The sequence below is a fragment of the Sphingobacterium sp. HMA12 genome, assembly GCF_002933815.1.
Taxonomy (GTDB): Bacteria; Bacteroidota; Bacteroidia; order Sphingobacteriales; family Sphingobacteriaceae; genus Sphingobacterium.
Genome location: NZ_BEYR01000005.1, coordinates 33,943 through 58,746, shown reverse-complemented (window position 1 = coordinate 58,746; position 24,804 = coordinate 33,943). Strand labels below are relative to the sequence as shown.

At 40.0% G+C, this 24,804-nt stretch carries 10 protein-coding genes; all 10 read right to left on the bottom strand.

Annotated features, from left to right (window positions below):
- Positions 1-2: 2 nt before the first annotated feature.
- The 10 genes from HMAT_RS21260 to HMAT_RS21215 all read right to left on the bottom strand — a co-directional run bounded on the left by HMAT_RS21260 (position 3) and on the right by HMAT_RS21215 (position 24,776).
- Positions 3-2,414 (bottom strand): ABC transporter permease, encoded by a 2,412-nt coding sequence (locus HMAT_RS21260; protein WP_233789482.1) that lies wholly within the window; start codon positions 2,412-2,414, stop codon positions 3-5.
- The gene (locus HMAT_RS21255) at positions 2,407-4,770 is read right to left on the bottom strand and encodes an ABC transporter permease (protein ID WP_104384872.1); all 2,364 of its coding nucleotides are present in this window, start codon (positions 4,768-4,770) and stop codon (positions 2,407-2,409) included. The genes HMAT_RS21260 and HMAT_RS21255 overlap by 8 nt, the downstream gene beginning before the upstream one ends.
- A gap of 101 nt (positions 4,771-4,871) precedes the next feature.
- On the bottom strand, positions 4,872-7,265 hold the full coding sequence (locus HMAT_RS21250; RefSeq protein WP_104384871.1) for an ABC transporter permease: 2,394 nt from the start codon (positions 7,263-7,265) through the stop codon (positions 4,872-4,874).
- 19 nt (positions 7,266-7,284) lie between these two features.
- A complete protein-coding gene (locus HMAT_RS21245) occupies positions 7,285-9,675 on the bottom strand; it encodes an ABC transporter permease (RefSeq protein WP_104384870.1) in 2,391 nt (796 codons plus the stop codon).
- A 217-nt stretch (positions 9,676-9,892) separates the two neighbouring features.
- Positions 9,893-12,256: an ABC transporter permease gene (locus tag HMAT_RS21240; protein WP_104384869.1), complete on the bottom strand. Its 2,364-nt coding sequence runs from the start codon at positions 12,254-12,256 to the stop codon at positions 9,893-9,895.
- An 81-nt stretch (positions 12,257-12,337) separates the two neighbouring features.
- Positions 12,338-14,719, bottom strand: a complete 2,382-nt coding sequence (locus tag HMAT_RS21235) for an ABC transporter permease (protein WP_104384868.1) — start codon at positions 14,717-14,719, stop codon at positions 12,338-12,340.
- A gap of 57 nt (positions 14,720-14,776) precedes the next feature.
- Positions 14,777-17,179, bottom strand: coding sequence for an ABC transporter permease (locus HMAT_RS21230; protein WP_104384867.1), 2,403 nt, complete (start codon positions 17,177-17,179; stop codon positions 14,777-14,779).
- Positions 17,180-17,233: 54 nt separating this feature from the next.
- Positions 17,234-19,705 carry an ABC transporter permease gene (locus HMAT_RS21225; protein ID WP_104384866.1) on the bottom strand — a complete coding sequence of 824 codons (2,472 nt, stop codon included), beginning with the start codon at positions 19,703-19,705 and terminating at the stop codon, positions 17,234-17,236.
- Positions 19,706-19,745: 40 nt separating this feature from the next.
- Positions 19,746-22,163: an ABC transporter permease gene (locus HMAT_RS21220; RefSeq protein ID WP_104384865.1), complete on the bottom strand. Its 2,418-nt coding sequence runs from the start codon at positions 22,161-22,163 to the stop codon at positions 19,746-19,748.
- 204 nt (positions 22,164-22,367) lie between these two features.
- On the bottom strand, positions 22,368-24,776 hold the full coding sequence (locus tag HMAT_RS21215; protein ID WP_104384864.1) for an ABC transporter permease: 2,409 nt from the start codon (positions 24,774-24,776) through the stop codon (positions 22,368-22,370).
- Between the last annotated feature and the right edge of the window lie 28 nt (positions 24,777-24,804).

The following is a 24,804-nucleotide window of genomic DNA, read 5'->3' as shown; positions in this document are numbered from 1 at the left end:
GTTTACTCATTCCTCAGACTATTCACCGGATTGCTAAGTGCGGCCTTAATGGCTTGATAACTTATGGTTGCCATACTGATTAATATCGCCATTAGCCCCGCAATCACAAAATAATACCATTGGATCTGGATGCGGTAGCTATAATCCTGCAACCATTTGTCCATTATCCACCAAGCGATTGGTGAGGCGATCAGAATAGCAATAATCACTAATTTAATAAAGTCTACTGACAGCAATGAAGTCACCTGTGTCAAACTTGCTCCGAGTACTTTGCGGACCGCGATTTCTTTCATACGTGTCTCGGCCATATATGCGATCAAAGCAAGTAGACCAAGACAGGAAATAAAGATGGTCAAACCTGAAAAAAGCATTGAAATCGTCCCGATAGACTGCGTTTCTTTAAATTTAGCTTCAAAATTTTCGTCGATGAATTTATACTCAAATGGATATTCCGGATTGAATTTTTTAAAGATGGCTTCGATGGTTTTCAAATTCGCCGCAGTGCTGTTGTTTGGATTTAAGCGATAGTGGATATTTGTAAACCAGGATTTAGGCCCAAAGACGACCATTGGATAACCTGCCGAAAAAGGAGATTCCGTGATAAAATCTTTAATTACTCCAACGACGATCCAGTCCTGACCGTCACCGTTTATTGTTTGCCCAACGGGATGCTGCAAGCGCATCTGTTTGACGGCTGTTTCAGACAGTAACATGGCATTACTGTCTGTTGGATATTTGTATATATCTATATCTCGTCCGGCAACAAGTTTAAAACCCAGCGTTTTCACGGCATCGGCATCGGTACTGAAACGGTCAAAGGAGATTCTTTTATCGCTCTCTGTACTGCCCTGCCAGGAGAAGCCCCAGCCATTGCTGTAGCGATCCGTGACAGGGGACATATTTTTTGTCACCGAGAGCACAGCATTGCTGGCCAACAATTCATTTCGAAGAGTCTGGTAGATCTTTCCGCTGTTAAGTTTGCCCGTAAATCGGGTTGCAGCAAGTCCATTGTCGTTATAACCCCGATCGCGATCCTTGGTATGCTGGATCTGTTGCGAAACGATGACGGTCGCTATGACCAAGATAATTGCGAGGCTGAATTGGACAACAACCAAGATAGAGCGTACACTGATCCCTTTGCTGTAGGTGTTTAATTTTCCTTTTAATGTTTTCAGAGGTTTAAAGGAGGAGAGAAAAAATGCAGGGTAGCTTCCCGCTAATACTCCAGTCAACAATGTGAAGCCAATTAAGAACAACCAGGTATCACCGGACAGAATAGAGATGGTAAGGTTTTTTTCAACCAGATCATTGAAGGCTGGGAGAACTAATACGATGGCTACGAGCGCGAGTATCATTGCTCCAATACTGACCAGGATACTCTCAATAATAAATTGTAGAATAAGACTTTTTCTTTGTGCACCGACTACTTTACGTACGCCGACCTCTTTGGCTCTTCTTTCGGAGCGAGCTGTACTGAGATTCATGAAGTTGATACAGGCAACAAGCAAAATAAAAACACCGATCCAGGTAAATAAATGAACTAATTGGATCCTTCCGGCTGTATAGGCACCATTTTCGCTTTTGTTGTAGAGATAAGTGTCTTTGTATGGAAATGCGAAGATTTCGTTTGTTGATTTGATTTCGTTATCACCTACATTGATATGGTTCTGGCTGAAAAGTCTAATTTTAGCATTGAAGTTTTCCAATGTAGTCCCTTCCCGTAACAGCACGTAAGTATAGGTTGAATTGTTTGACCAATTTTCATCTACGAAGCCCATTTTCTTGGCCAGCTCCCATGAAAGCAGATAATCAAATTGTATACTACTGTAGCTGGAAGGATCTTTTACAATCGCCTGGACGGTGACTAAATATTTCGATTCTATTTTGATGGTTTTTCCGATTGGATCAGTATCACCGAACAGCGCTTTTGCATATTTTTCTGTAATGACAACTGAGTTTGCATCTTTAAGCGGATTGGTTTTATCTCCTTTAAGCAATGGATAGCTGAACATATTGAAGAATCCGGGGTCGACAAAACTGGCACTGGAAACAAGATTTTTATCCCCATAGCTTGTTAGAAATTTATCGTCCTGCTCGATACGCGTAAAACTTTCGATTTCGGGGAAATCACTTTTCAGTGTTGGCCCCATGATCTTAGGCGTATTTGTCCAGGCCTGTAATTCGCCTTGATAGGTATCGCGGTTACTGATAATGTAAAGCCGATCACTTTTTTCGTGAAAACGGTCTGTACCCAACATATTCTGCAACCATAGGGCAATAAGTAAGGCCCCAGCCATACCGATGGCTAACCCAAAGATATTAATTGCCGAAAAAGCTTTGTTCTTAAGTAAATTCCGCCAGGCGACTTTGATGTATGTCTTGATCATGTTGTTTCTATTGAAGTAATTATTCATCCCTTAATGTTTTTACCGGATTGAGATTTGCCGCTCTGATAGCTTGTGAACTTACCGTTACGAAGGCCACCAGCAAGGCGGCGATCCCTGCCAATGCAAAAATCCACCATTGTATCTCAATGCGATACGAGAAATCCTGTAGCCATTTGTTCATTGCCCACCATGCAATTGGTGAAGCAATTAGAATGGAAATAATAACAAGCTTGACAAAATCTTTCGATAGCATAGCCGTAATTCCACTTACTGAGGCGCCCAGTACTTTACGAATACCAATTTCTTTCGTCCTCAACTCAGCGATATAAGATGCTAGCCCAAATAGACCCAGACAGGAAATAAAGATTGCTAGCCCCGAAAAGATAAACGCGAGCTGAGCAGTTTGTTGTTGGTCTTTGAATTTAGTTGCAAATTTATGATCGACAAACTGATACTCGAATGGATATGCGGGATTGAATTTTTTAATAATTCGTTCGATTTTTTTGAGTTGATCGCCCATGGAAGCGTTGGGATTTGTACGGATAACCAGATTATATAGTGCTGTCTTGTTTGCGTATATAAGCATCGGTTTTACCGGGTTATAAGGCGAACCACTGATGTAGTCGTTAATTACTCCAACGATGGTATAGGTGTTGTCTCCCCACTTGAGATAAGTTCCAATTGGATTTTCCAACTTCATTTCTTTGACAGCTGCTTCATTTAGTAGCGCAGCAGTACTATCGGCAGCTAATCTCGAATAATCTATATCACGACCTGCTATAAGCCTTAATCCGAGTGTTTTGACAAGGTCACTTTCTGCTCTTCCCAGGTCAAAACCCATTTTTTTCTCCTGTTCAGGAGTAGCTCCCAGCCACGAAAAACCACCCCAGGAGTTTCCAGACCCGCCTGTGATTGATGATCCTATCCGTGTTACGGCAGTAGCAACTCCGTTTTCGATCAATTCTGATTTGATAGCTTCATAGTTTTTCCCTAAATCACCTTCTATTCCGACTTCGAGCAACTGAGCCGTATTATAGCCTATGTCACGCTGTCCTGCATACTCAATTTGCTGCTTGACGATAATCGTAGCAATAATCAGAATAACGGCTATGCTGAATTGGAAAACAACTAATAATTCCCGGAAATTCAATGAAAACTGTTTTGACCGCGCAAATATTTTTAGTGATTTAATGGGTTTGAAAGCGGAAAGTACAAATGCTGGATATAATCCAGCCAATAGTCCCGTTATGAAGATAAAGCCTACCAACGACAGCCATATTGTTGTATCTGAAAATGAAAAGGCTAAAGGTCTATCTAAAATCTTATTAAATAAGGGGAGCGCAAGCTTAGTCAATAATATCGCGCTTAGCCCTGATATAAAAGCCAGCAGTATAGATTCTGTTAGGAATTGGACAATTAAATTGAGACGTCTGGCTCCTACAACTTTTCGTACAGCAACTTCCTTTGCTCTTTTTTGGCTTCTTGCCGTGCTGAGATTGATAAAATTGATACATGCAATCAATAATATCAATAGGCCGATTCCTGCAACCAATTTAACTTGATCAATCTTTCCTCCGACTGGAATGCCCTGTGCAAATTTGGAATATAGATGCATTTTGGATACAGGATATAAAAACAGTGATCCTTTTAGCTCCTTGTTGGTTTTTTTTTCGATAATATTGATGAGCTTATTATTGAAAGCGTCGATATCGGTCCCCGATTTTAACTGCACATAGGTTGAGAATGTGATCGTATTCCAATTTGGAGAATATTTGCTTGCGTCTGCTAATGGGATTAAATAGGTAAAATCGAAATTTGTGTTACTCGGTAAATCTTGCATAACCGCAGAAACTTTATAGGGCTCTTTATTGTCGAGAATAATAGTTTTATCCAATGGATCGATATCCCCAAATATACTTTTTGCGAGACTTTCCGTTAGGATAATATTCTTTGTTTCTGCTAGCGCCTGATGATTATTTCCCCGTCGAAGTTTGAAATCAAATAGCTGCAGAAATGATGGGTCGACCTCGTTTCCTTTTGATTTTATTTTTTTGTCATCAAACGACAGTAATCTGTTTATACCAAAATACATACGAGCAGCGCGTTCGACCTCTGGATAATCCTCTAATAGCGCAGGAGCTGCTCGCCCTGAGGTGACATCCATTAAACTTATTTTTCCTTCGTCATTTTGATATTTATTCCAAAGTTTATATAGGCGATCTTTATTGCTGTAAAAATTATCGAATTGCAACTGGTTTTGTACCCATATCCCAATAATCAGTACAGCAGCCATACCGATGGAAAGCCCAATGATGTTAATTGCGGAGTAGCCTTTGCTTTTCCACAGGTTGCGCCATGCAATTTTAAAGTAGTTTTTAAGCATTGTTCTCGAATTGGTTATAAATAGATAGCAAAAACAGGAGTTTTAAAAAGATCCAGCTTGCCATCTATCGGGTTTTTAATCTTTATTATCTATTTTAACAATTATTCATCCCTTAAACTATCCACCGGATTGCTAAGTGCCGCTTTAATGGCTTGGTAACTTATGGTTGCCATGCTGATTAAAATTGCCATTAGCCCTGCAATAACAAAATAATACCATTGGATCTGGATGCGGTAACTATAATCTTGCAACCATTTGTCCATTGCCCACCAAGCGATTGGTGTGGCAATAAAAATGGAGACGATGACAAGTTTGATAAAATTTAACGAAAGTAATGAGGTTACTTGCGCGACAGTCGCGCCAAGCACTTTACGCACGGCAATTTCTTTCATTCGCGTTTCGGCCATGTAGGCGATCAAAGCCAATAGACCGAGACAGGAAATAAAGATGGTCAATCCTGCAAATACCATAGAAAGCGTACCTATTGCTTTTGTTTCTTTAAATTTCTCTTCATAAGTTTTGTCAATGAACTCATATTCAAAAGGATAATCTGGATTGAATTTCTTAAAGATTAATTCAATAGTCTTCAAATTTTCTGTGATATTGCGATTTGTATTCAATCGATAATGAATTGTTGTAAACCATGTTTTAGGTCCCATGATAATCATTGGCGTATTATCGCCATATGGTGAGCCTACAATAAAATCTTTGATGACACCAACTACAGTCCATTTTGTACCATCACCATCAACGATGCTGTTAATCGGATTTTTGAGATGTAGACTTTTGACAGCCGATTCGTTTACTAATAGGGCAGTACTGTCGGTAGCGAATTTATAGATGTCAATATCTCGACCTTGGATTAATGTCAGTCCAAGATTCTTTACCGCATCTGCATCGGTACTAAAACGGTTGTAAGAAATTCGTTTGTCTTCTTCAGTCGGTGTACCGAAGGTATACCCCCAACCATTGCTATATGAATCTGTCAATGGAGACATATTCTTGGATACCGAAACAACCGCATTGCTAGCTAACAATTCGTCCCGCAGGATTTTATAATTCTTTTCCAAGTCACCCTTGATACTGCTATAGAGTAGACCATTTTCATTATAACCACGGTCGCGCTGTTTGGTGTATTGTATTTGTTTTGCAACGATGACTGTGGCGATAATTAATATAATGGCCAGGCTAAATTGAACAACCACTAAAATCGAACGAATACTAAGTCCTCTTGTTTTGGACACAAATTTTCCCTTCAGTGTCTTGATAGGTTGAAAAGAGGAGAGGAAAAAGGCTGGATAAGTACCTGCTAATATGCCTGTCACTAATGCAAAGGCCATGAGAAACAACCAAGTTTGTAAGTTCAATAAGGAAAGGCTGAGTTGTTTTTCGACAAGTTCATTAAAGAAAGGTAGAAGAATAAAAACAAATACTGTTGCCAGCACCATTCCGATCAGACTAATCAGTATACTTTCGGTCAGAAATTGAACCATTAAGCTTGCCTTATTTGCACCAATTACCTTTCGGACTCCCACTTCTTTCGCTCGTCGCTCAGAACGTGCCGTGCTTAAATTCATAAAATTGATGCTGGCAACCAACAATATAAAAATACCGATCCAGGCAAAAAGCTTGACGATGTCAATGCGCCTTGAAGTATAATTTCCGCCCTTACCATTATTGTAAAGGAAAGAATCTGGATAAGAAAAAGCAAAAATTTCACCTGTATTTCTAGCTGACAGACTGCCTTCCGCTTTATTTTTTGCATTGATATGATCTCTCAGGTAAGTTTTGATTTTGCTATTAAATGCTGTTAAAGAGGCACCTTCTTTTAATAAAACATAAGTGCTTATCGAGTTATTGCTCCAGTTGTCATCCACATAACCAATTGTTTTTGCATATGCTAGAGGGAGCAATATTTCAAACTTGAAGCTTGAATTCGTAGGTAGATCTTTGAGTATAGCTTGGACAGCGACTTGGTTAACGGAGTCTATCTTAACCGATTTGCCAATTGGATCCTCATCGCCAAATAAAGCCTTAGCATAACTTTCGGTTAGGACAAGACCTTTTGGGTTGTCAAACTGAATATTATTAGATCCCTTGACAAGGGGAAATGAGAACATCTTAAAAAATCCGGGATCGACAAATACTGTATTTGCAATTAATTTTTTATCCCCGAATGTGGTTAAGAACTTATTGCCTTCATCATATCGTGTAAATGCTTCAATCTCTGGAAAATCTGCAGCCATCGATGGGCCTAATATTTTAGGAGTATATGTCCAAGCATATTTATCCCCTTGAAATTCATCCCGATTGCTCAATACGTAAAGGCGGTCATCTTTCTCATGGAAACGATCCATGGTTAACATATTTTGCAGCCAAAGCGCAATAAGTAATGCTCCTGCCATGCCGATAGCCAGCCCTATGATATTGATCAAGGAAAAGGATTTGTTCTTCATCAGGTTGCGCCAAGCAATTTTGATGTATGTCTTCATCATGTCGTTGCTATTTTAACAATTATTCATCCCTTAAACTGTCAATGGGATTTGTGACTGCTGCCTTTATGGTCTGAAAACTGATTGTAATAAAGGATACCAACAGTGCACCGGATCCTGCTACAATAAACACCCACCAGTCCAATGTAATGTGATAGGCAAAATTATCCATCCAGCGATGCATGGCGTACCAACCCAAGGGTATCGTGATCAAGAGGGCGGAACAGACGAGTACCATAAAGTCGACGCTGAGTATTTTTACGATTTTGAATACGGAAGCGCCCAGTATTTTACGGATTCCAATTTCTTTTACACGCTGTTGTACGGTGTAAGCAGATAGTGCGAATAAACCCATACAAGCAATGGCAATGGTAATAATCGAAAAGAGTTGCATAACCTTTGTTGTCTGCTGATCTTTTAAATACAATTTGCTATAGTCATCATTTAAAAAATGATATTCAAATTGATTCTTCATGTCTATCTCTTTCACGACAGAATTCACTTGTGCTATTGCGTCTTGAATTGGTGTATTGGGGTTGAGTCTGATAAAAATATTGCCAAAATAATAGTATTCGGGAAAAAGTACGATAGGTTTAATCTCGTTGTGAAGAGAAGCAAAGTTAAAGCTGGCGACCACTTGTTTAATGCTTCCTTTACGACCGTTCATATTGATTTTTTTACCGACAGCCTGTTGCGGGGTAAATCCCATGGCTGAAGCAGCGAGGGTATTGATCACAAAACTATATTCCGGAGATACAGTATCCCGTGCACGTAAAATATCCGTATCCGAAAGAGGCTCCCCAGCCACTGTTTTTATACGAAAGACGGAGACAAAATCTTTCTCGATAGGAATTGCCGTCACATTCATTTCGAAATCGCTCGGCTGCCCCTCAACTTCATTAATGCTATATCCGCCCTGAATATTAACGGGATTGTCATAGGAAGCTGTAACGCCTTCGACGCTATTGAGCTGCATCAACTCATCTTTTAACAACTGCCTTTCTTTATCCTGCCATCCCTGTCCGTCGATCACAAGCATATCCGTACGGTCCAGTCCCGTATTTTTGGACTGTATAAATTGCATCTGCCGCACTGCAAATAAGGTACAGATGATAAAGAAGATGGATATGCTGAATTGGAAAGCTACCAATACTTTGCTAAAAGATATTCCGCGTTGCTTCTCGGTCAATTTCCGTTTGAAAATAGACATCGGTTTTGAACTGGCAATAGAATAGGCCGGCCATCCTCCGGAAATTAATGTCAATACGATAAAAAATAAAAACAGGATAGCATAGAATCTAGGGTCGGTCCATACGATTAATTTAATCTCACTTCCCATGTACGAACCGAATACAGGCAATAATAAAAATGTAGCCAGTAAGGCTAAGGAGAGGGAGAGCAACACCATCAAACTGCATTCTGAAAAAAACTGAAGAAAAATTGTATGTCGGGCCGCCCCCAGAACTTTCTTGACTCCAATTTCCTTTTTGCGTTCGATGGCATGTGCCAATATTAAATTTGTGAAGTTAATGCTGGTCAGGATGATAAGTGCAGCACCTAAGGCCATCAGAATATAGATATACATCAGATTACCGGAACCTGCCGCCTTAGAATGTAGATGGATATCGATTAGTTTTTCAATTGAAAAGCTAAATTGATAACCTTGCTTCGTCGCCTCAGCGAATTTTGCTTTGGTGATCTGATCTATTTTCTGTTGAATGGCTCCAAAACTCTCCTTATTCTTTAACAGTGCAATCGTGATATCGTTTGCGGAAGACCATTCAGGTTGCTTGTAGCGCGCTAAACCTTTGTTGGAAAGAATGGCAGAGAAGATGATCTGTGTATTTGTTGGCAGGTCTTGTATGACACCGGTTACTTTCCAGTTGACCTTATCAATGGATAATGTTTTTCCCAATGCGGATTGTTTGGGAAAGTATTTTTCGGCTAGCTCCTTGGTCAGCACGATCTGGTTCGGTTCAGTTAATGCATGTTTGGAATCACCTTCGATAAAGGTGTAACCTAAGGTGTTAAAAAAATTGGGGTCGGCATACATGAGTTGTTTTTCCTTCGTCGTTTCGTCTTTCGATTCTACGTTTCCCGCTTTGGAATATCCATATAATCGTGTAGCCTGTTCGATTTCAGGAAGCTCTGCTTGCAGGGTGGGTGCCAAGGCTGTTGGCGTTACACTGGAATTTACCTCTTCTGCACTGTTGGGTGCCTTATAGGTAAGACTGAAATAAGCTAAACGGTCAGCATTTGGAAAAAAACGTTCATAACTTGATTCGTGAAATATATAGGCTGCCAGTAACAAAAAGCAGGTAATACCCAAGCTTAAACCAAACATGTTTAATAAGGAAAATCCTTTATTTTTTTTGATATTTCGCCAGGCAATTTTAAGGTAATTCTTTATCATCGTATTGAGTTTTTTGTAACTTTTTCATAATTTTCTGTTTTACAAAGCCGTTTATCCAAATAGATAGCCGTATGCTGGGCATGCCATGATAGAAATAGCTATTTCAATTCGTTTGCCATAAGTGTAACTTGTTGATTGTTAGTTGTGTTTTTGTTCCGGTAGCCCCGGGATATGTTCGGAAACGGACAGTTTGCTGTCCGTCGCCGTACATGTGTACCTACTCGTTACGTAATGTGATGGCCGGATTGGCCAATGCCGCTTTAATAGCTTGATAGCTAACCGTTATGAGGGTGATGCCAAGTGCAGTTAATCCCGTAAGGGCAAATACCGTCCATTTAATTGAAATACGATAGACATAATCGTCGAGCCATTTTTCCATTAACAGGTAGGCCAGAGGAGCGGCGATAAGAAAACCGATCAATGTCAACCAGAAGTATTCGGTGCATAGTAATCTCCACAAGCCAATTTCAGAAGCTCCCAGCACCTTTCGAATACCAATTTCTTTTTCCCGTTGCTCGGTTAGAAAGGCAACCAGAGCATATAGGCCAAGGCACGAAATCAGAATTGCAAGGCCTGTAAAAATGCTTGTCAGGCTTTTAATCATTTCCATCTGTTTAAATTGCTTGGCATATTCTTTATCTGTGAATGCATAATCAAAAATGAGATCTGGATCAAAGCGAATGAATTGTTGTGCGATTGCTTTCATCGTCTGACTGATATCTTGCTGTTCATTCAGTCGAAGTGTTATTTTATTTTTTTGTATAAAATCAAGAAAATAGGCCGTGGGCGTAATGGACTTGAATGGGGATTCGGATAAGGTGTTCTGTATAATACCGATAATTGTGTAGTTAATCCCTCTTTTGGACAATTGTTTGCTTGTCAGATCTGTAACCCCCATAAATTTGGCCGCAGCTTCATTGATAATTACTCCCGTGGAATCTGTCTTGAAATCCTTGGAGAAATTTCTTCCCTTCAAAAAATTCCATTGTACCGTTTTGGCGAAGTTTTCATCTACGGTGAAAATGCCCATAATGGATCCTTCCTTTGCTTCATTCCCCTGCCAGTTAAAACCACCGCCAGTTAAGGAAAGCTTATTGACAAAATTCGAAGTGAGTGATGCCTCCTGAATCAGGCCTTGATCAATCAGTTCTTTTCTCAGGATCTCAAAGTTTTTGGAAATTAACTGGCTACTGCTAGTAACGTTGACTAAGTTTGAACTTTTATAACCGATCGGACGGTCTTTTGTATAGTGCAATTGTTCTATCACCAGATAGGTTGCAATCATCAAAAAGATGGAAATCGCAAATTGTACGATAACCATTCCCTTTCTGGCATTGAATCCTCTTTTGCCGATGTTCATCTTTCCTTTGAGCGCGAGGATCGGATTAAAAGAGGATAAGAATAGCGCGGGGTATATTCCAGCCAGAATTCCAATGGAGAGAATCCCCAAAAAGGAGTATAAGTAGAACTGAATACTCGTAAATGGAACGCGCAATGTGGTATTGGTGATGGTATTTATCCACGGAAGAAGCAAAGTGCTTATTATAAGCGCTATCAGAAAAGCACAGGATACGGACAGGATGGACTCCACTAGAAATCCGGCAATCAGTTGCCGACGGTTGACACCGAACGATTTTAGAATACCAATTTCCTTCCCTCTTTTTAAGCTTCGGGCCGTACTGAGGTTGATAAAATTTATGCTGGCCAACAAAAGAATAAATATACTGATCCAGGCAAACATCCACACATATTGAATTTGCCCGCCTACATTTTTACCATTTTTGAATGAATCATAAAGATGCCATTTGGACATGGGATGCAACAGAATCTCAGGGTTTATATCTGTCAGATTTTTGTTGATGATATTTGTCAGTTTATTCTCCAAGGAGGAAACAAACGCAGGATTTTCGATCCTGGCAAAGGTGCTAAAATAGCAATTGGACCAGCTTTCTTCTATGCCTTGGTTTTTAGCGAGATAGTCGACAAATGGTAATACGTAATCCAAACCATAAAAGGTGTTATTTTCGGGAATATCTTTATAAACACCTTGAATGGTATATTGCTCTTTCCCATTCAACTGTAGAGTTTTCCCAATAACATCGGTTTTATTAAATAGTCGCTTGGCTAGAGATTCGGAGACAATGATGGTGGATGGAGTAGTTGGCGTAGTGCTATTTCCCTGCAAGGATTCGAAGGAAAATAGTTCAGCAAACTTTCCCATAGCATAAAATCCAGGTGCATTCAGTTTTTTGTCGCCTACTTTGATATTATTGCTTTCCATATTGGTCACCAGAGCTGCGTCTTGCATCTCATTTTTGAAATCAGATGCAATCGCTTTGACCAAAGGAATAGGGGTGGAGCGATCAGTAGATTTCTCATCATTGAAAGTTCCCGTCATCATCACCTGATAAATATGTTGATAATTGCTGTAATATTTATCAAAAGAGAATTGTTTCAATACCCATAACGTACTCACCAAAGCAACCGTAAATCCGAAGGACAGTCCGAGGATATTGATTGCCGTATTTAAAGGGTTGCGTCTAAGATTCCGTAAAGCGGTTTTCAAAAATAATTTAATCATGGCGGTGTTTGATGTTTGTGTTGTTGTTTTGGTGTACTGATCAATTGTTCAATGCATAGGACTGGTTTTCGTGCGTTCAAGCTATTCGTCTTTTAAACTCTTGACCGGGTTAGCGATAGCTGCTTTAATCGATTGAAAACTAACAGTAAACAAGGTGATAATAATCGTTAGGAAACCTGCACTTAAAAATATGATTATCGGTACTGTTGTTCTGAAGGCAAATCCAGCCAGCCAGTTCGATGTGAAATAGCCTGCAACGGGTAGTGCAATAATATTAGCGAAAATGATCAAAAGCAAGAATTCTTTATTCAACATTTGGATAATATGGAAGACTGTGGCACCGAGGACTTTTCTAATGCCAATCTCTTTGGTTTTCAGTTGTGCCGTATAGGTGCATAGTCCAAGAAGCCCGAGACAGGAAATCAGTATCGCTATTATGGCAAAGAAATTAAACAATATTCCCTGTTTTTGCTCGCTCATATATTGCTTTTGGTAACTTTCCTCCAGAAAGCTATAGCTGATCGGCATATCGTCATAATAGCTTTTCCAGATCTGCTGCAAAGCATGCAATGCCGATTCGGTTCCGGCAGGATTTGTTTTTATATAAAGCTGCTGGCAATCTTTTGGACTAAATTGAAAGACCATGGGTTCGATCTTTTGACGTACACTGGCGTAATTAAAATCTTTGACAACACCAATAATGGTTCCCGGAACAGTTCGGATCCGTAAACGGGCACCAATTGGATTCTTTAATCCCATCTCACGAACGGCAGTTTCGTTGATGAGAAAATGCGTAGAATCCGCAGTCGAGCCGGTGAAGTCTTTTCCCTGTGCCAGTTTTATTTTGAAAAAATCAAGTGCAGATTGATCCGAATAAGTAATGCTGAACCAAAGATTTGAATTGCTGGGTTTTCCGTCCCAATCGTTATCTCCTGTCGATCCACCGCCATATACCATATCCCTTCCAAGTCGAATGACATCACTGATACCTTTATTTTTCATGAGATCACTCTTGACGGCATCAAAATGTTGTGCCATTTTTGGTGCCATGGGAACAGAAATAATATTGCTCTTTTCGTAACCTAAGTTTTTGTTACGTATATACTCCAATTGTCGACCAATGACGATCGTCATTGTGATAAGAACAATAGCTACTGTAAACTGTACTACCACTAATATCTTTCTAAAATTTGATTTCTTTGTTCCGAATCTGCCCTTTAATACTTTGATCGGGTCAAAGTTTGAAAGTAACAGGGCAGGATAAATGCTGGTCAATAGCAATGTGCCTATTAACATGATTAAAATATAGCTCCATAGATCAATACTGGATAGCTGCAAAGAAATATGTTTGCCGGAGAAATTATTAAAAAGGGGGAGAAAGATAAAAACAATGCTGATGGCCAAAATAACGGCGATCGCGAAGAGCAGTGTCGTCTCCAGAATAAATTGGAAAAATAACTCTTTTCTTCCGGCTCCGATGATTTTCCGGATGCCAACTTCTTTGGATCTGGACAAGGAGCGTGCGGTAGAGAGGTTGATATAATTGATACTCGCAATGACAAGAATCATCAAAGCGACGCCGATAAAGATATGGACTATGCCAATTCCTCCATCGCTGCCATCCATCTGGTAAAGATGCATTTTAGCTAATTCTTGCGTAATGTAAGGTACGGGGCCATCTTCGGGTTTATTGCGTTCGTGTATCTTTTGTAATTTTTGGGCCACTACCGTGGGACTCGCATCGGGTCTCAATTGGAGGTAAGTTTCAAAGGAGAAGCTGGACCAATCTTCATCCATCGATGACAGATAGGTTTTATTGTCATAGGTGGTTTTGTTTTTGATGTAAGCCTGTTCATTAAACCGTGAAAGGGGGAGAAGCACCTGAAATTGGAAGGAAGAATTTTCGGGATAGTCGGGGATAACTCCACTTACTACACATAAATCTTCTATTCCCAATACCACCGTTTTACCGATTGGATTTTCATCACCAAAATACCGACGGGCTGTAGTCTCAGTAAGAACAACGGAATTGTTGTCGGGAAAAGGTTGTTTCTGGTTGCCTTGAATAAGAGGAAAATCAAAAACACTAAAGTAACTGGGATCTACAAAAGCGAAATTCTTTTCTGTAAATCGTTTGTCTTTATACTTGATGGTGGCATCACCGATCCTAAAGATACGTACGGCGTCCTGAACCTCGGGAATTTCTCTTTTGGCAAAACTCCCAATAGGGGCAATGATAGATCCAAATATTCGTTTTGAGATTCCCGTTCCGCCCTCGATCCCAATTTTGTAGATTGAATCTTGATTCTTATGAAAACGATCAAAGGATAATTCATCCTTTATCCATAGTAGTAGGAAGATTCCCACAACTAATCCTGCGGTCAACCCCAGGATATTGATAGCGCTGTAAAATTTGTTGGAAAAAATACTGCGCCATGCGGTTTTGATGAAATTCTTTATCATTGTGATATGTTTTAGATTCGAAATTAACGTCTATCATTTTTGCCCCCATTACCGGATCTATTCGTCTCTCAAACTATTTACCGGATTCAGCAATGCAGCTTTAAATGTCTGAAATCCTATCGTGATAAAAGCCACTAGTGCAACTGTCAAGACGGCGACGATATAGGCCCACCAAGGCATATCGATGCGGTACACGAAATCATTTAGCCAGCTACTGAATAAGTAATATGCAATTGGTCCCGCAATCAGAAACGCAATAGAGATCAATTTGATATAGTTAACAGAAAGTAAATGAATGATGCTGGCAATACTAGCTCCAAGAACTTTACGGATACCGATCTCTTTGCTTCTTGATTCGGCTGTGTATGCTGCCAGTCCCAATAGACCTAGACAGGCAATAAATAAAGTCAAGCATGAAAATAGGGTCATGACATTGGATGAACGAATTTCATTTTCATATTGATTCTGTACATGTTGATCTAAAAAAGAAAAATCAAATGCTGCGTCGGGAGCAATAGCGGTATAGATCTTTTTTACCCCTTCAATATAGCTTTGAAGATCTGCTGTTTTATAGCGGATCAACAAATTCCGTGGTGATTCGGATGAACCATTCATGGTGTAATAGGTATATCCACCAATCTCAGATTTTAGATTCGTATAATTAAAATCGCGAACAATACCCGTTATAATGGAATTAGTTGCGCTCATTTCAGTCACGATATGCTTTCCTATAGCATCTTCTGGTGTTTTATACCCTAAAAACTTCATTACTTTTTCGTTGATCAACACATAACATGTTGAATCAGTACCCCCGATAACATCCGGTAAATCCGTCCCCGCAAGTAATTTTAATCCCAAAGTATTGATTGTCCTGCCATAGGTAACACAGGTTGAAGTCGGCAAGCCCTGCTTGTCGGTAGTTAATTTATAAGTTGTTTTTCCACTTTCATTAAATCCGGGTATAGATTGTGCCAAGGTCGTGGATACTGTGTTGGTCAGGTTTTGAATCTGCTGACTAAGGGTCTGGAGTTTTTTCTGACTTTTTAAAGAACGGATAGAAATAGAGACAACATTTTCGGGCTGATAGCCTAAATCCTTGTTCCGTATAAAATTCATTTGCGCTAGCATGATACTGATCCCGATAATCAGTACAATCGAAATAGAAAATTGGCAGACAACAAGTATTTGTCTGATTAAGACTGTTTTTCCCTGCTTATTGTATCCTTTGTTCATTAAGGATATTGATTTGATATTTGAAAGGAATAGCGCTGGATAGCTGCCGGCAACAAGTGTAATGATCAACCATGCGAATGCCAAGATCCCCAGCATATTCCAATTAAGAAGATGTTGAATTGTCATATTGGTCTTACCCACCAAATTGAATGCGGGGATGAATAGGACGGCGAGAATAACCCCTATGAGCATTGCGAAGAGACTGATCGTAGCAGTTTCCACGAAGAACCGCACGATAAGTTGGTTACGCGTAGCGCCAAGTACTTTATTGACACCTACTTGTTTTGCATTTTTCTGTGATTTGGCTGTCGCTAGATTCATGTAGTTGATGCATGCAATCACGATGACTAAAAAAGCGAGAACCGATAATGTCCTAACAATGTTTATATTTCCGGCACGTGTAGTAACACCCTTTGTTAGATCTGAAGAATAAAGGTGTACCTGCGATAAAGGTTGCAGAAAAAATTGCGTATAATATTGATGGTCTTTTTCGATGTATTTATCAATCAATTTGGTTGCTTCCTGGGCAATGGTTGCCGGATTTGCTCCGTTTTTTAATAGGATATAGGTCTCATAGCTCGCATTGCTCCAAAACACATTTTGTCCCATCCATGAATCCATAATATTCATGACCATGTTACAATCTATAGTACTATTGGCCGGAAGATCTTTAAAGACACCGGTGACCTGTACGGTATCTCGTTGATTGATGCTGATTAGTTTGCCAACTGCTTCCTGTGAACCAAATAATTTCTCTTTTGATGATTGGGAAAGGACAATGCTTTTTTTGTTCGAAAAAGCGGTACGTGCATTCCCTTCAATAAATTGGAAATCAAAGATGGAAAACAGGGTTGAATCTGCGAGGTAGAGTTGTTTTTCGGAGAAATTATTATTTTCGGTACGGATAGAGGCTGTGGCACCGTAGCCGTCTTTTACGAGACGCACCATATTATCCACCTGCGTAATATCTGATTTTAAGGCTGGACCTACTGCATTAGGTAGCGTGATCATTTTTTCCTGATTATATTCTGCGGAAAGTTTCATGTAGACCCGATAGATATTACCAGCTTTTGAATACATGGTATCAAAACTCAATTCCTGTCGGATAAAGGCAAATAATAATAGCGATACACAGATCCCAATAGCAAGCCCGCTAATATTAAGAATACTGAAAAATCGGTTGGCTCTGATCGTTCGCCATGCTGTCTTTATATTGTTCTTGATCATGATCGTATGTGTTTGTTTCGTGCTATATATAAAGTTTTTTCTGGATTATACTATTTATTCGTCTCTAAGGCTATTGACAGGGTTTTGAATAGCTGCTTTTACGGCCTGAAAACTAACGGTAAAAACTGCTGCGAATAGCGATAGGCCCGCTCCGAGCAAAAATGGAGCCGCTGAAATATCTATGCGGTAATAAAAGTCTTCCAGCCATTTATTGCTCAGCCACCAAGTTAGTGGTGCCGCTATGAGAATACTGATCAAAATCAACTGTATGAAATTTTTGGCCAGCAAATGAAAAATCATGGGAATGCTAGCGCCCAGAACTTTTCGGATCCCGATCTCTTTGCTACGTTGAAAGGCTGCTAATGTGATAAGTCCAAATAGTCCCAAACAACCAATTAGGATGGCAACGATTGTACTGCAGTTGATCAGTTTGGCCATATTTTGCTCCTTTTGATAAAGAGAGGCAATGGTCTCATCGTAGAATTTGATTTCGGTAGGATATTCCGGGAAGAACCGAGCATATACTTTTTTAATATCTTCAATGGCGGATTTCCATTCACTACTGTTACCTGATAATTTCATATTGAAAGTGTAGGATCCGAAGCTAAAACTACACAATGCTAAAGGTTTGATTTCTGTATAGAAATTTTGCGCATGGAAATCTTTAATTACACCGACGATAGGGTAGGTGCTCTGTCCTTGACCAATGTATTTGCCGAGTGCCTCTTGTGGCGATTTAAACCCAAAAGCTTTGACGGCAGATTCATTAATTACATAGGAATTGGTGGTATCTGACTGCGTAAGATTATTTCCTGCTATTAATTTCATGTCATAGACTTCAATATAATTGGGATCCGCATTTTTAAAGTAAACATCGGATGAGACTTTTTCTTTGCCCGAAGGATCTTGGAAATGAAGCCATGAGGAGGAATAATTATCGGTTAATGGTAGCGTGCCCACTGAAGCAGCGGAGATGCCTTTGATTTTTTTGATTTCATTGAGCAAAGTCTGTTTCTTTTGCTGGTCTATACTTTTGTTCCAAAATTTATCAACCAATTTATATGGCATATCCAAGGTGACAACAGCGTTTTTATTAAATCCCATTTCTTTGTTCAATGTATACGATAGCTGCTGGCCGATGATCAGGGCCGATACAGTAAAGAATTGTGCAATAAAAAACTGAAAGACAATGAGGGTTTTACGCAAGTTGATCTGCGTCTTTCCAATCTGGAATTGTTTTCCTGCCCGAAATAGATTGACAGGTTGTACCTTTTTGATTAACCAAGCCGGATAAGCTGCGGCTATTCCCGTTGTTACTGCGAGCAGGATAGCGATAAATAAGCTAGATGAACCTGAACTGGTAAAACTCTGCACTTTATTGGGGATCATTTCCTGAAAATAGTGGAATGCGAGTTTGGACAATAAGACCGAAAATAAGAGTGCTATAAAAATGGTGATAAGGGATTCGAAAATAATTTGAAGAACCAATGTACCCTGACTGCTTCCCAATGTCTTGCGGACTCCAATATCCTTGCTGCGTGCCGGGAGTTGTGCGGTACTGAGATTGACGTAATTAATGCAGGCAAGAGCCATTAAGAAAATAGCAACCGCTACCAGCCCATAAATAAGTGTTTTGCTTGTCTTTTCGCCTTTCCAATCCTGTACATGTGCCGCAAAATGAGATTCTTTGAGCGGCATCACTTCTATTTGACACTTATATTCGTTTTCGGCCTTCTGCGCTTCTTGAAACGCGATCCAATTTTTCTTGCCTATTTTTGCTATGGCTGCTTGGATATCGGTATTTTTAACACCATCTTTCAAACGGATATATAGACGGTTTGTACCACTGACATTTGTCCAAACATAGAGCGGATACATTTCATCTTTAACCGGCATAAACTCGGTGCCATTGAATTCGCTGTTAAAATCCAGATCAGCTATCACGCCTGAAATAGTTTTAGGGATTGTATCGTTATAGAAGATAGTTTTGCCGATTAACTGGTCTACTGGCTGATTAGGGAAATATAGCGCTGCCCGTTTTTGGGTCAATACCAGATTATCAGGTGTAGTAAATGCGTTTTCCTGCGAACCGGCGAGCCACTTGTAGCCCACGAGTTTAAAATAATCTGTTGTCGTTTCAATAACATTTCCATCAGCATCGGCAAAATCTTCTACCAATTTCTGATCAGCAGCACCTTTGTTGATGGTAACAGCAGATATACCATAATCTCGAAATGCCGGTGCCACTAATTCGACTCCGGGAATTTCTTTTTTTATGGCCTGATGAAATGGCTTTGCGACGCCTGAATTATAAGTCGCTTTTCCCTCATTACCAAATTTAGATATTAAACGAAAACTGCGTTCCAGTTTTGGAATTCCCTCTTCGAAGCTGTATTCATAATTAACAATTTTGAATATCATCCAACAGGAGGTAATGCCAATAGACAATCCGACAATGTTCAACAGAGAGAATAATTTATTTTTCAAAAGCTGGCGAACAGCTGATTTTAATATAAGCGTATTCATTGTTAATTATTTTATGATGATCATAACTTTTCTTTCTTATCTATTCATCTCTTAGACTATCGACCGGATTTGCTTTCGCGGCTTTAAATGTTTGGTAGCTAACGGTAATCAGGGCAATGACAACGGCGGACAACCCTGCAAAAGCAAACATCCACCATTTTGGTTCAATATGGTACGCAAAGTTGTCCAGCCATTTGTTCATTGCTATCCACGATAATGGTGTGGCGATACAAATTGCGATGACCAATAGTCGGATAAAGTCAGAGGAAAGCAATAGCACCAAATTATAGATGGATGCGCCGAGAACCTTCCGCACTCCGATTTCTTTGGTGCGCTGTTGCGCCGTATAAGTCACCAGTCCAAGTAAACCTAAGCAAGCAATGAAAAGGGCAAGGCTTGAAAATGCGGTAAAGAGTCTTCTAAAATTAAAATCGGCTTCGTATTGACGGTTAAAATTATCATCTAAGAAACTGTACAAAAAGGGACGATGGGGAGCGAGTTCAGTCCATAATTTACCGATTCTGTCGATCGTTTGTTGATTGACATGTTGTAAATTAACGGCTAGATAACGGCTGCTACTTGGCTCAAGTCGTAGCGCTAGAGGCTCAATTTTGCGATGCAGGGACAGGTAATTGAAATCTTTTACAACGCCGATGACCGTACCTTCTTTGCCCCATTGTCTAAATTGTTTTCCGATGATATCCTGTGGGTTTGAATAGCCCCATAATTTGGCTGCAGATTCATTAATGATAAGTGAATGGGCGCTATCTGCTGGAAAATCGCGTGAGTAAGCTCTTCCCGCAGCCATCTTGATGCCCATATTTGGGATAAAGTCTATATCTACTTCATAGAGTGATGGAGCGAAATTGGTCATTTTTCCATCTGTTGACATAATTTCTGTTCCGGCATTTGGAAAGAAAGTTCCCGGAACGGTGCGTGAAGCTGTCACCGACTGTACATCTTTATCTTTTGCGAGTGTATTTTTGATTGCTTCTAAGTTGTTGTTGACTTTTTCGTCAAAGTTGTAATCGATGACTAGCCGTTGTGCTTTTTGAAATCCAAGGTCTTGCTGTTGCAACTGATTCAATTGCGAAAATACGATCACAGTTCCTGCAATCAGTGCAATGGAAAGGCAGAATTGAAAAACGACGAGACTCCGACGTAACAAAGTCCCGCCTTTACTGTTGCTAAAAGCTCCTTTAAGGACTTTAATCGGTTTAAAGCTTGCCAAGATCAATGCAGGGTAACTTGCCGCTAAAAGTCCGGTGACGGTTGTTGCTAAAATGAATATTGCCCAAGTAGTACCATTCATCAATGCGGAATAGGTCAGGTGTTTTCCAGAAAATGCTTCTAAAAAAGGGAGAAAAGCAAGTACAAGAACAATTGCCAATAATCCGCTGAGAAAAACAAGCGCCAACGATTCAGCCATAAACTGGAAAATCAGATTGGCTTTATTTGCGCCGATTGCTTTTCGGACACCGACTTCCTTGGCACGTTCCATGGATCTGGAAGTTGCAAGATTCATAAAGTTAACACAGGCGATCAGCAATATAAATCCGCCGATGATCGCGAAAATATACAAATTTTGAAAGCTACCAGTCGTTCCCGGCTGACGATCTGCTGCAGAATGCATATAAGCCTGAAGCATGGGCTCAAGACGGAAATTGTATCTTGAATTGGCATTTTCTTGCACCGGGATATGTCGCTTGAGAAAATTAGGTATTTTTTGATTGAATTTTACTGGATCAAAGTCTTTTGAGGCGAGAAAATATGTGTAAAAGTCCACATAGCCCCAACCTTCTTTTTCAAAGACATCAGGTCTTGCTTTTCGGAATGTACTCATTGAGAGCAGAGCATCGAAGGTAAAGTGTGAGTTGGCCGGTACATCTGCCATCACAGCAGTTACGGTATATAAGCCTGCATCTGCGCGGCCGGCAGCGAGCCCGCCTTCAATGGTTTTACCAATAGGATTCTGGTCGCCGAAATATTTTTTAGCGGTGCTTTCTGTTAATACAACTGAATAGGCATTTTTTAGTGCTGTATGCGGGTCGCCGGCTAAAATTTTCCAGCTGAACACATCAAATGCAGTAGAATCCATGAAAAATACATTTTCTTCCTGGAACCTATTTTCTCCTTGTTTGAATAGGATGGACGTTTGCCCGGAGAATTGAACGATCTTCTCTATCTCTGGGAAGTCGGCTTTCAGGGCTTCTCCGATCGGGGCATTTCCCCAGATCTGATGTTGTTCTGTACTACCGACTTCTTTATAGTCATGTACGACGCGGAAAATGCGGTCTTTGTTGACATGATATTTATCGTAGGAAAGTTCATTCTGTACATAAATAACAATTAATAAACAGCAAGCCAAGCCAATGGCGAGGCCTACTATATTGATGGTGGCATAACCTCTATTTTTGAGAATATTGCGCCAGGCTATTTTAATATAATTTTGTATCATGGTTGCTGTTTTTTAATTTATTCAGTTATGTAGGTTACCTGTTTCTAGTAATTGCCTTATGAGCTCTTCATTATCTTATGTATTCGTATTTTAAACTATGTATGGAGTTAATGCCCTTTGTTTGTTGATGAAATAATCGTTTAGAGATCGTAATGGGATCATTTCTGATACCCATCACTTTCTCTGATCACTATTGAGCTTCTTTTATTCATCTCTTAGACTATCTACCGGGTTAGCACGTGCTGCTTTAAAGGCCTGTATGCCGATTGTGCACAGGGCAAGGCCTATTGTTGTTGTGCCGGCAAGCGCAAACATCCACCAACTCGGTTCAATATGGTAGGCGAAGTCTTCCAGCCATTTAGTTAGCATCCACCATGCTATAGGCGCCGCTATGGCAAAAGCGATGAAAAGTAGTTTTACAAAATCTCGGGATAACAATAAGACAATAGCAGATACCGAAGATCCTAATACTTTTCGAATACCTATTTCTTTTATTCGGCGATTAATGGTCAACAGCGCCAGAGCGAATAATCCCAAGCAGGCTATCATAACGGCTGCTGTTGCTCCGGCGATTATGATACGGGAAAAACGCTGTTCGGCGTTGTACATATTTTCTGTGTTCTCATCCAGATAGGAAGGAGATGCATTGGCTTTGGGGTTAATTTTTTTCCAAATTTGTTCAATATCGGCAATGCTTTTAGATAAATTATCGGTTTGTATACGCACAAAAATATATTCTACAGGGAAGCCATGTGGATTGATGACAAGCGTTAATGGACCTACTTTTTTGTATAGATCCTGAAAATTGAAGTTATCGACCACACCAATAACCCTAGGTTTGCCATTCATATCGATGCTGTTGCCGAGAACTTTATCTATGCCACCTAACGCCTCAGCCATCTGCTTATTAATAAGCACAGCCGTAGTGTCGGTACTAAAATTACGATTAAAGTCCCTTCCAGCAAGCAATCGGATGCCTAGCGTTTTTAAGTAGTCGTAATCTATACACATGAAATTCGTATGAATCTGCTTTCCATTATGTTCGAATCCGATCATACTGGTACCCGTGCTTCCATCTCTTCCTCGGCCGATATTCATATCTGACGCACTCACACTCTTTACCCAGGGTTGCGACGCCAGTTCGTTGAGCATTCGCTGGAGCGCTATTTCCGGATCTATACCGCTGCCTATTGGAATGCTTACCACTTCAGTTTTATCAAAACCTAATGGACGATTGGCAATATAATGGAGTTGGCTTCCTACAACTATGGTAGCCACAATCATAACCATGGCGATGCTGAATTGCAGTATCGTAAGACTATTGCGTAACCGTCCTGCTCTAACTCTTGCGGTACCTTTGAGGTTCTGTATAAGATTGGTGCGGGCTATGCGCCATGCAGGATATGCACCAGTAAATAACGTTAGTGTGATAAATACTAAAACAAAAACGATAAAATTAGGCAAGGTAAACAGTTGAACAAAGGTTAGCTTATAATTAGTCATCGCGTTGTACTCAGGTAGTACTAACCAAGCTAAACCTATGCCTAAACTAAGTGCTATCACACAAAGGAGTAGAGCTTCGGTCCATAATTGCAGTATTAATTGGCCAATAGTACTACCTAAAGTTTTTCGTGTACCGATTTCGCGGTTGCGGACTATCGAGTTAGCGAGAGAGAGATTAACAAAATTGGAACTTGCAACAAATAAAATCAGTCCAGCAATCAGTAACAACATCCATGGAAAAGTAGGAGATCCACCATTCCCTAACCCAAGGGAGTTTAGGTGATATTCGGACATGGGCAGAATGTGGAGGGAAATATAGTCCCCCCTTTTATCGGGTAATGCACCACTACGTTTTAATTTGTCACTGCTCGTTTTTAAATGTTGTTGCATAGACGATCGAGCTGCTTGACTGAAAATATAATCATCCGCGTTCTCCGAATTCATTTTTGCAAATAGGACATGATCCTGTTGATCCCAACTATCTTTATAAGACGGGTAATTGGGATTTTTTTCAAAGCGTAGCAGCGTGTTGAAGTTAAGGCTTGAAGTGCTTGGTAAAGTTTTCAAGACAGCGCTAACAGTCTTAGCCTCCCATTGTCCATTTAAATTGACTTCAACTTGCTGACCGATCACATCACTGCTATTAAAGAGTTTCTTTGCTGTCTGTTCGTCAAGGACAATATGATCTAGATTATCGAGTGCTTTATTATTTCCCGATAACATCGGTAAACTGAAAATAGGAAGGAAATCTGCATCTACATATTTGTTGCTCAACGTTAATTGTTTCTGACCTTTGCGAAGCTGCAGCACACTATGAAGGTAACGACTAAGATATTTAATTTCTGGTATTTCTGATTTTAGAATGTCATGCATCGGAGCTGCCATCGTAGCATTGTAGTTGATGCTATTTTCAGGTTGTGTCTGAAAATAAATCAATCCTACTCGCTCATATTCCTTAATAAATTTGTCATATGACAATTCATGCATCGATGTCAGATAAAGTAAGGTAGCAGTTGTTATAGCGATAGCCAATCCAAAAATATGGATACCGCTCAACATTTTATTTTTTGCTAAGTTGCGCCAGGCTATTTTAATGTATGTCTTAACCATTGTAAGTCTTTCCTTTTTGATATTAATC

Bases quoted from the DNA above. Each gene is read 5' to 3' on its own strand.
- HMAT_RS21260 (WP_233789482.1), bottom strand. From the start codon at position 2,414: ATGAATAATTACTTCAATAGAAACAACATGATCAAGACATACATCAAA.
- HMAT_RS21255 (WP_104384872.1), bottom strand. From the start codon at position 4,770: ATGCTTAAAAACTACTTTAAAATTGCATGGCGCAACCTGTGGAAAAGC.
- HMAT_RS21250 (WP_104384871.1), bottom strand. From the start codon at position 7,265: ATGATGAAGACATACATCAAAATTGCTTGGCGCAACCTGATGAAGAAC.
- HMAT_RS21245 (WP_104384870.1), bottom strand. From the start codon at position 9,675: ATGATAAAGAATTACCTTAAAATTGCCTGGCGAAATATCAAAAAAAAT.
- HMAT_RS21240 (WP_104384869.1), bottom strand. From the start codon at position 12,256: ATGATTAAATTATTTTTGAAAACCGCTTTACGGAATCTTAGACGCAAC.
- HMAT_RS21235 (WP_104384868.1), bottom strand. From the start codon at position 14,719: ATGATAAAGAATTTCATCAAAACCGCATGGCGCAGTATTTTTTCCAAC.
- HMAT_RS21230 (WP_104384867.1), bottom strand. From the start codon at position 17,179: ATGATCAAGAACAATATAAAGACAGCATGGCGAACGATCAGAGCCAAC.
- HMAT_RS21225 (WP_104384866.1), bottom strand. From the start codon at position 19,705: ATGAATACGCTTATATTAAAATCAGCTGTTCGCCAGCTTTTGAAAAAT.
- HMAT_RS21220 (WP_104384865.1), bottom strand. From the start codon at position 22,163: ATGATACAAAATTATATTAAAATAGCCTGGCGCAATATTCTCAAAAAT.
- HMAT_RS21215 (WP_104384864.1), bottom strand. From the start codon at position 24,776: ATGGTTAAGACATACATTAAAATAGCCTGGCGCAACTTAGCAAAAAAT.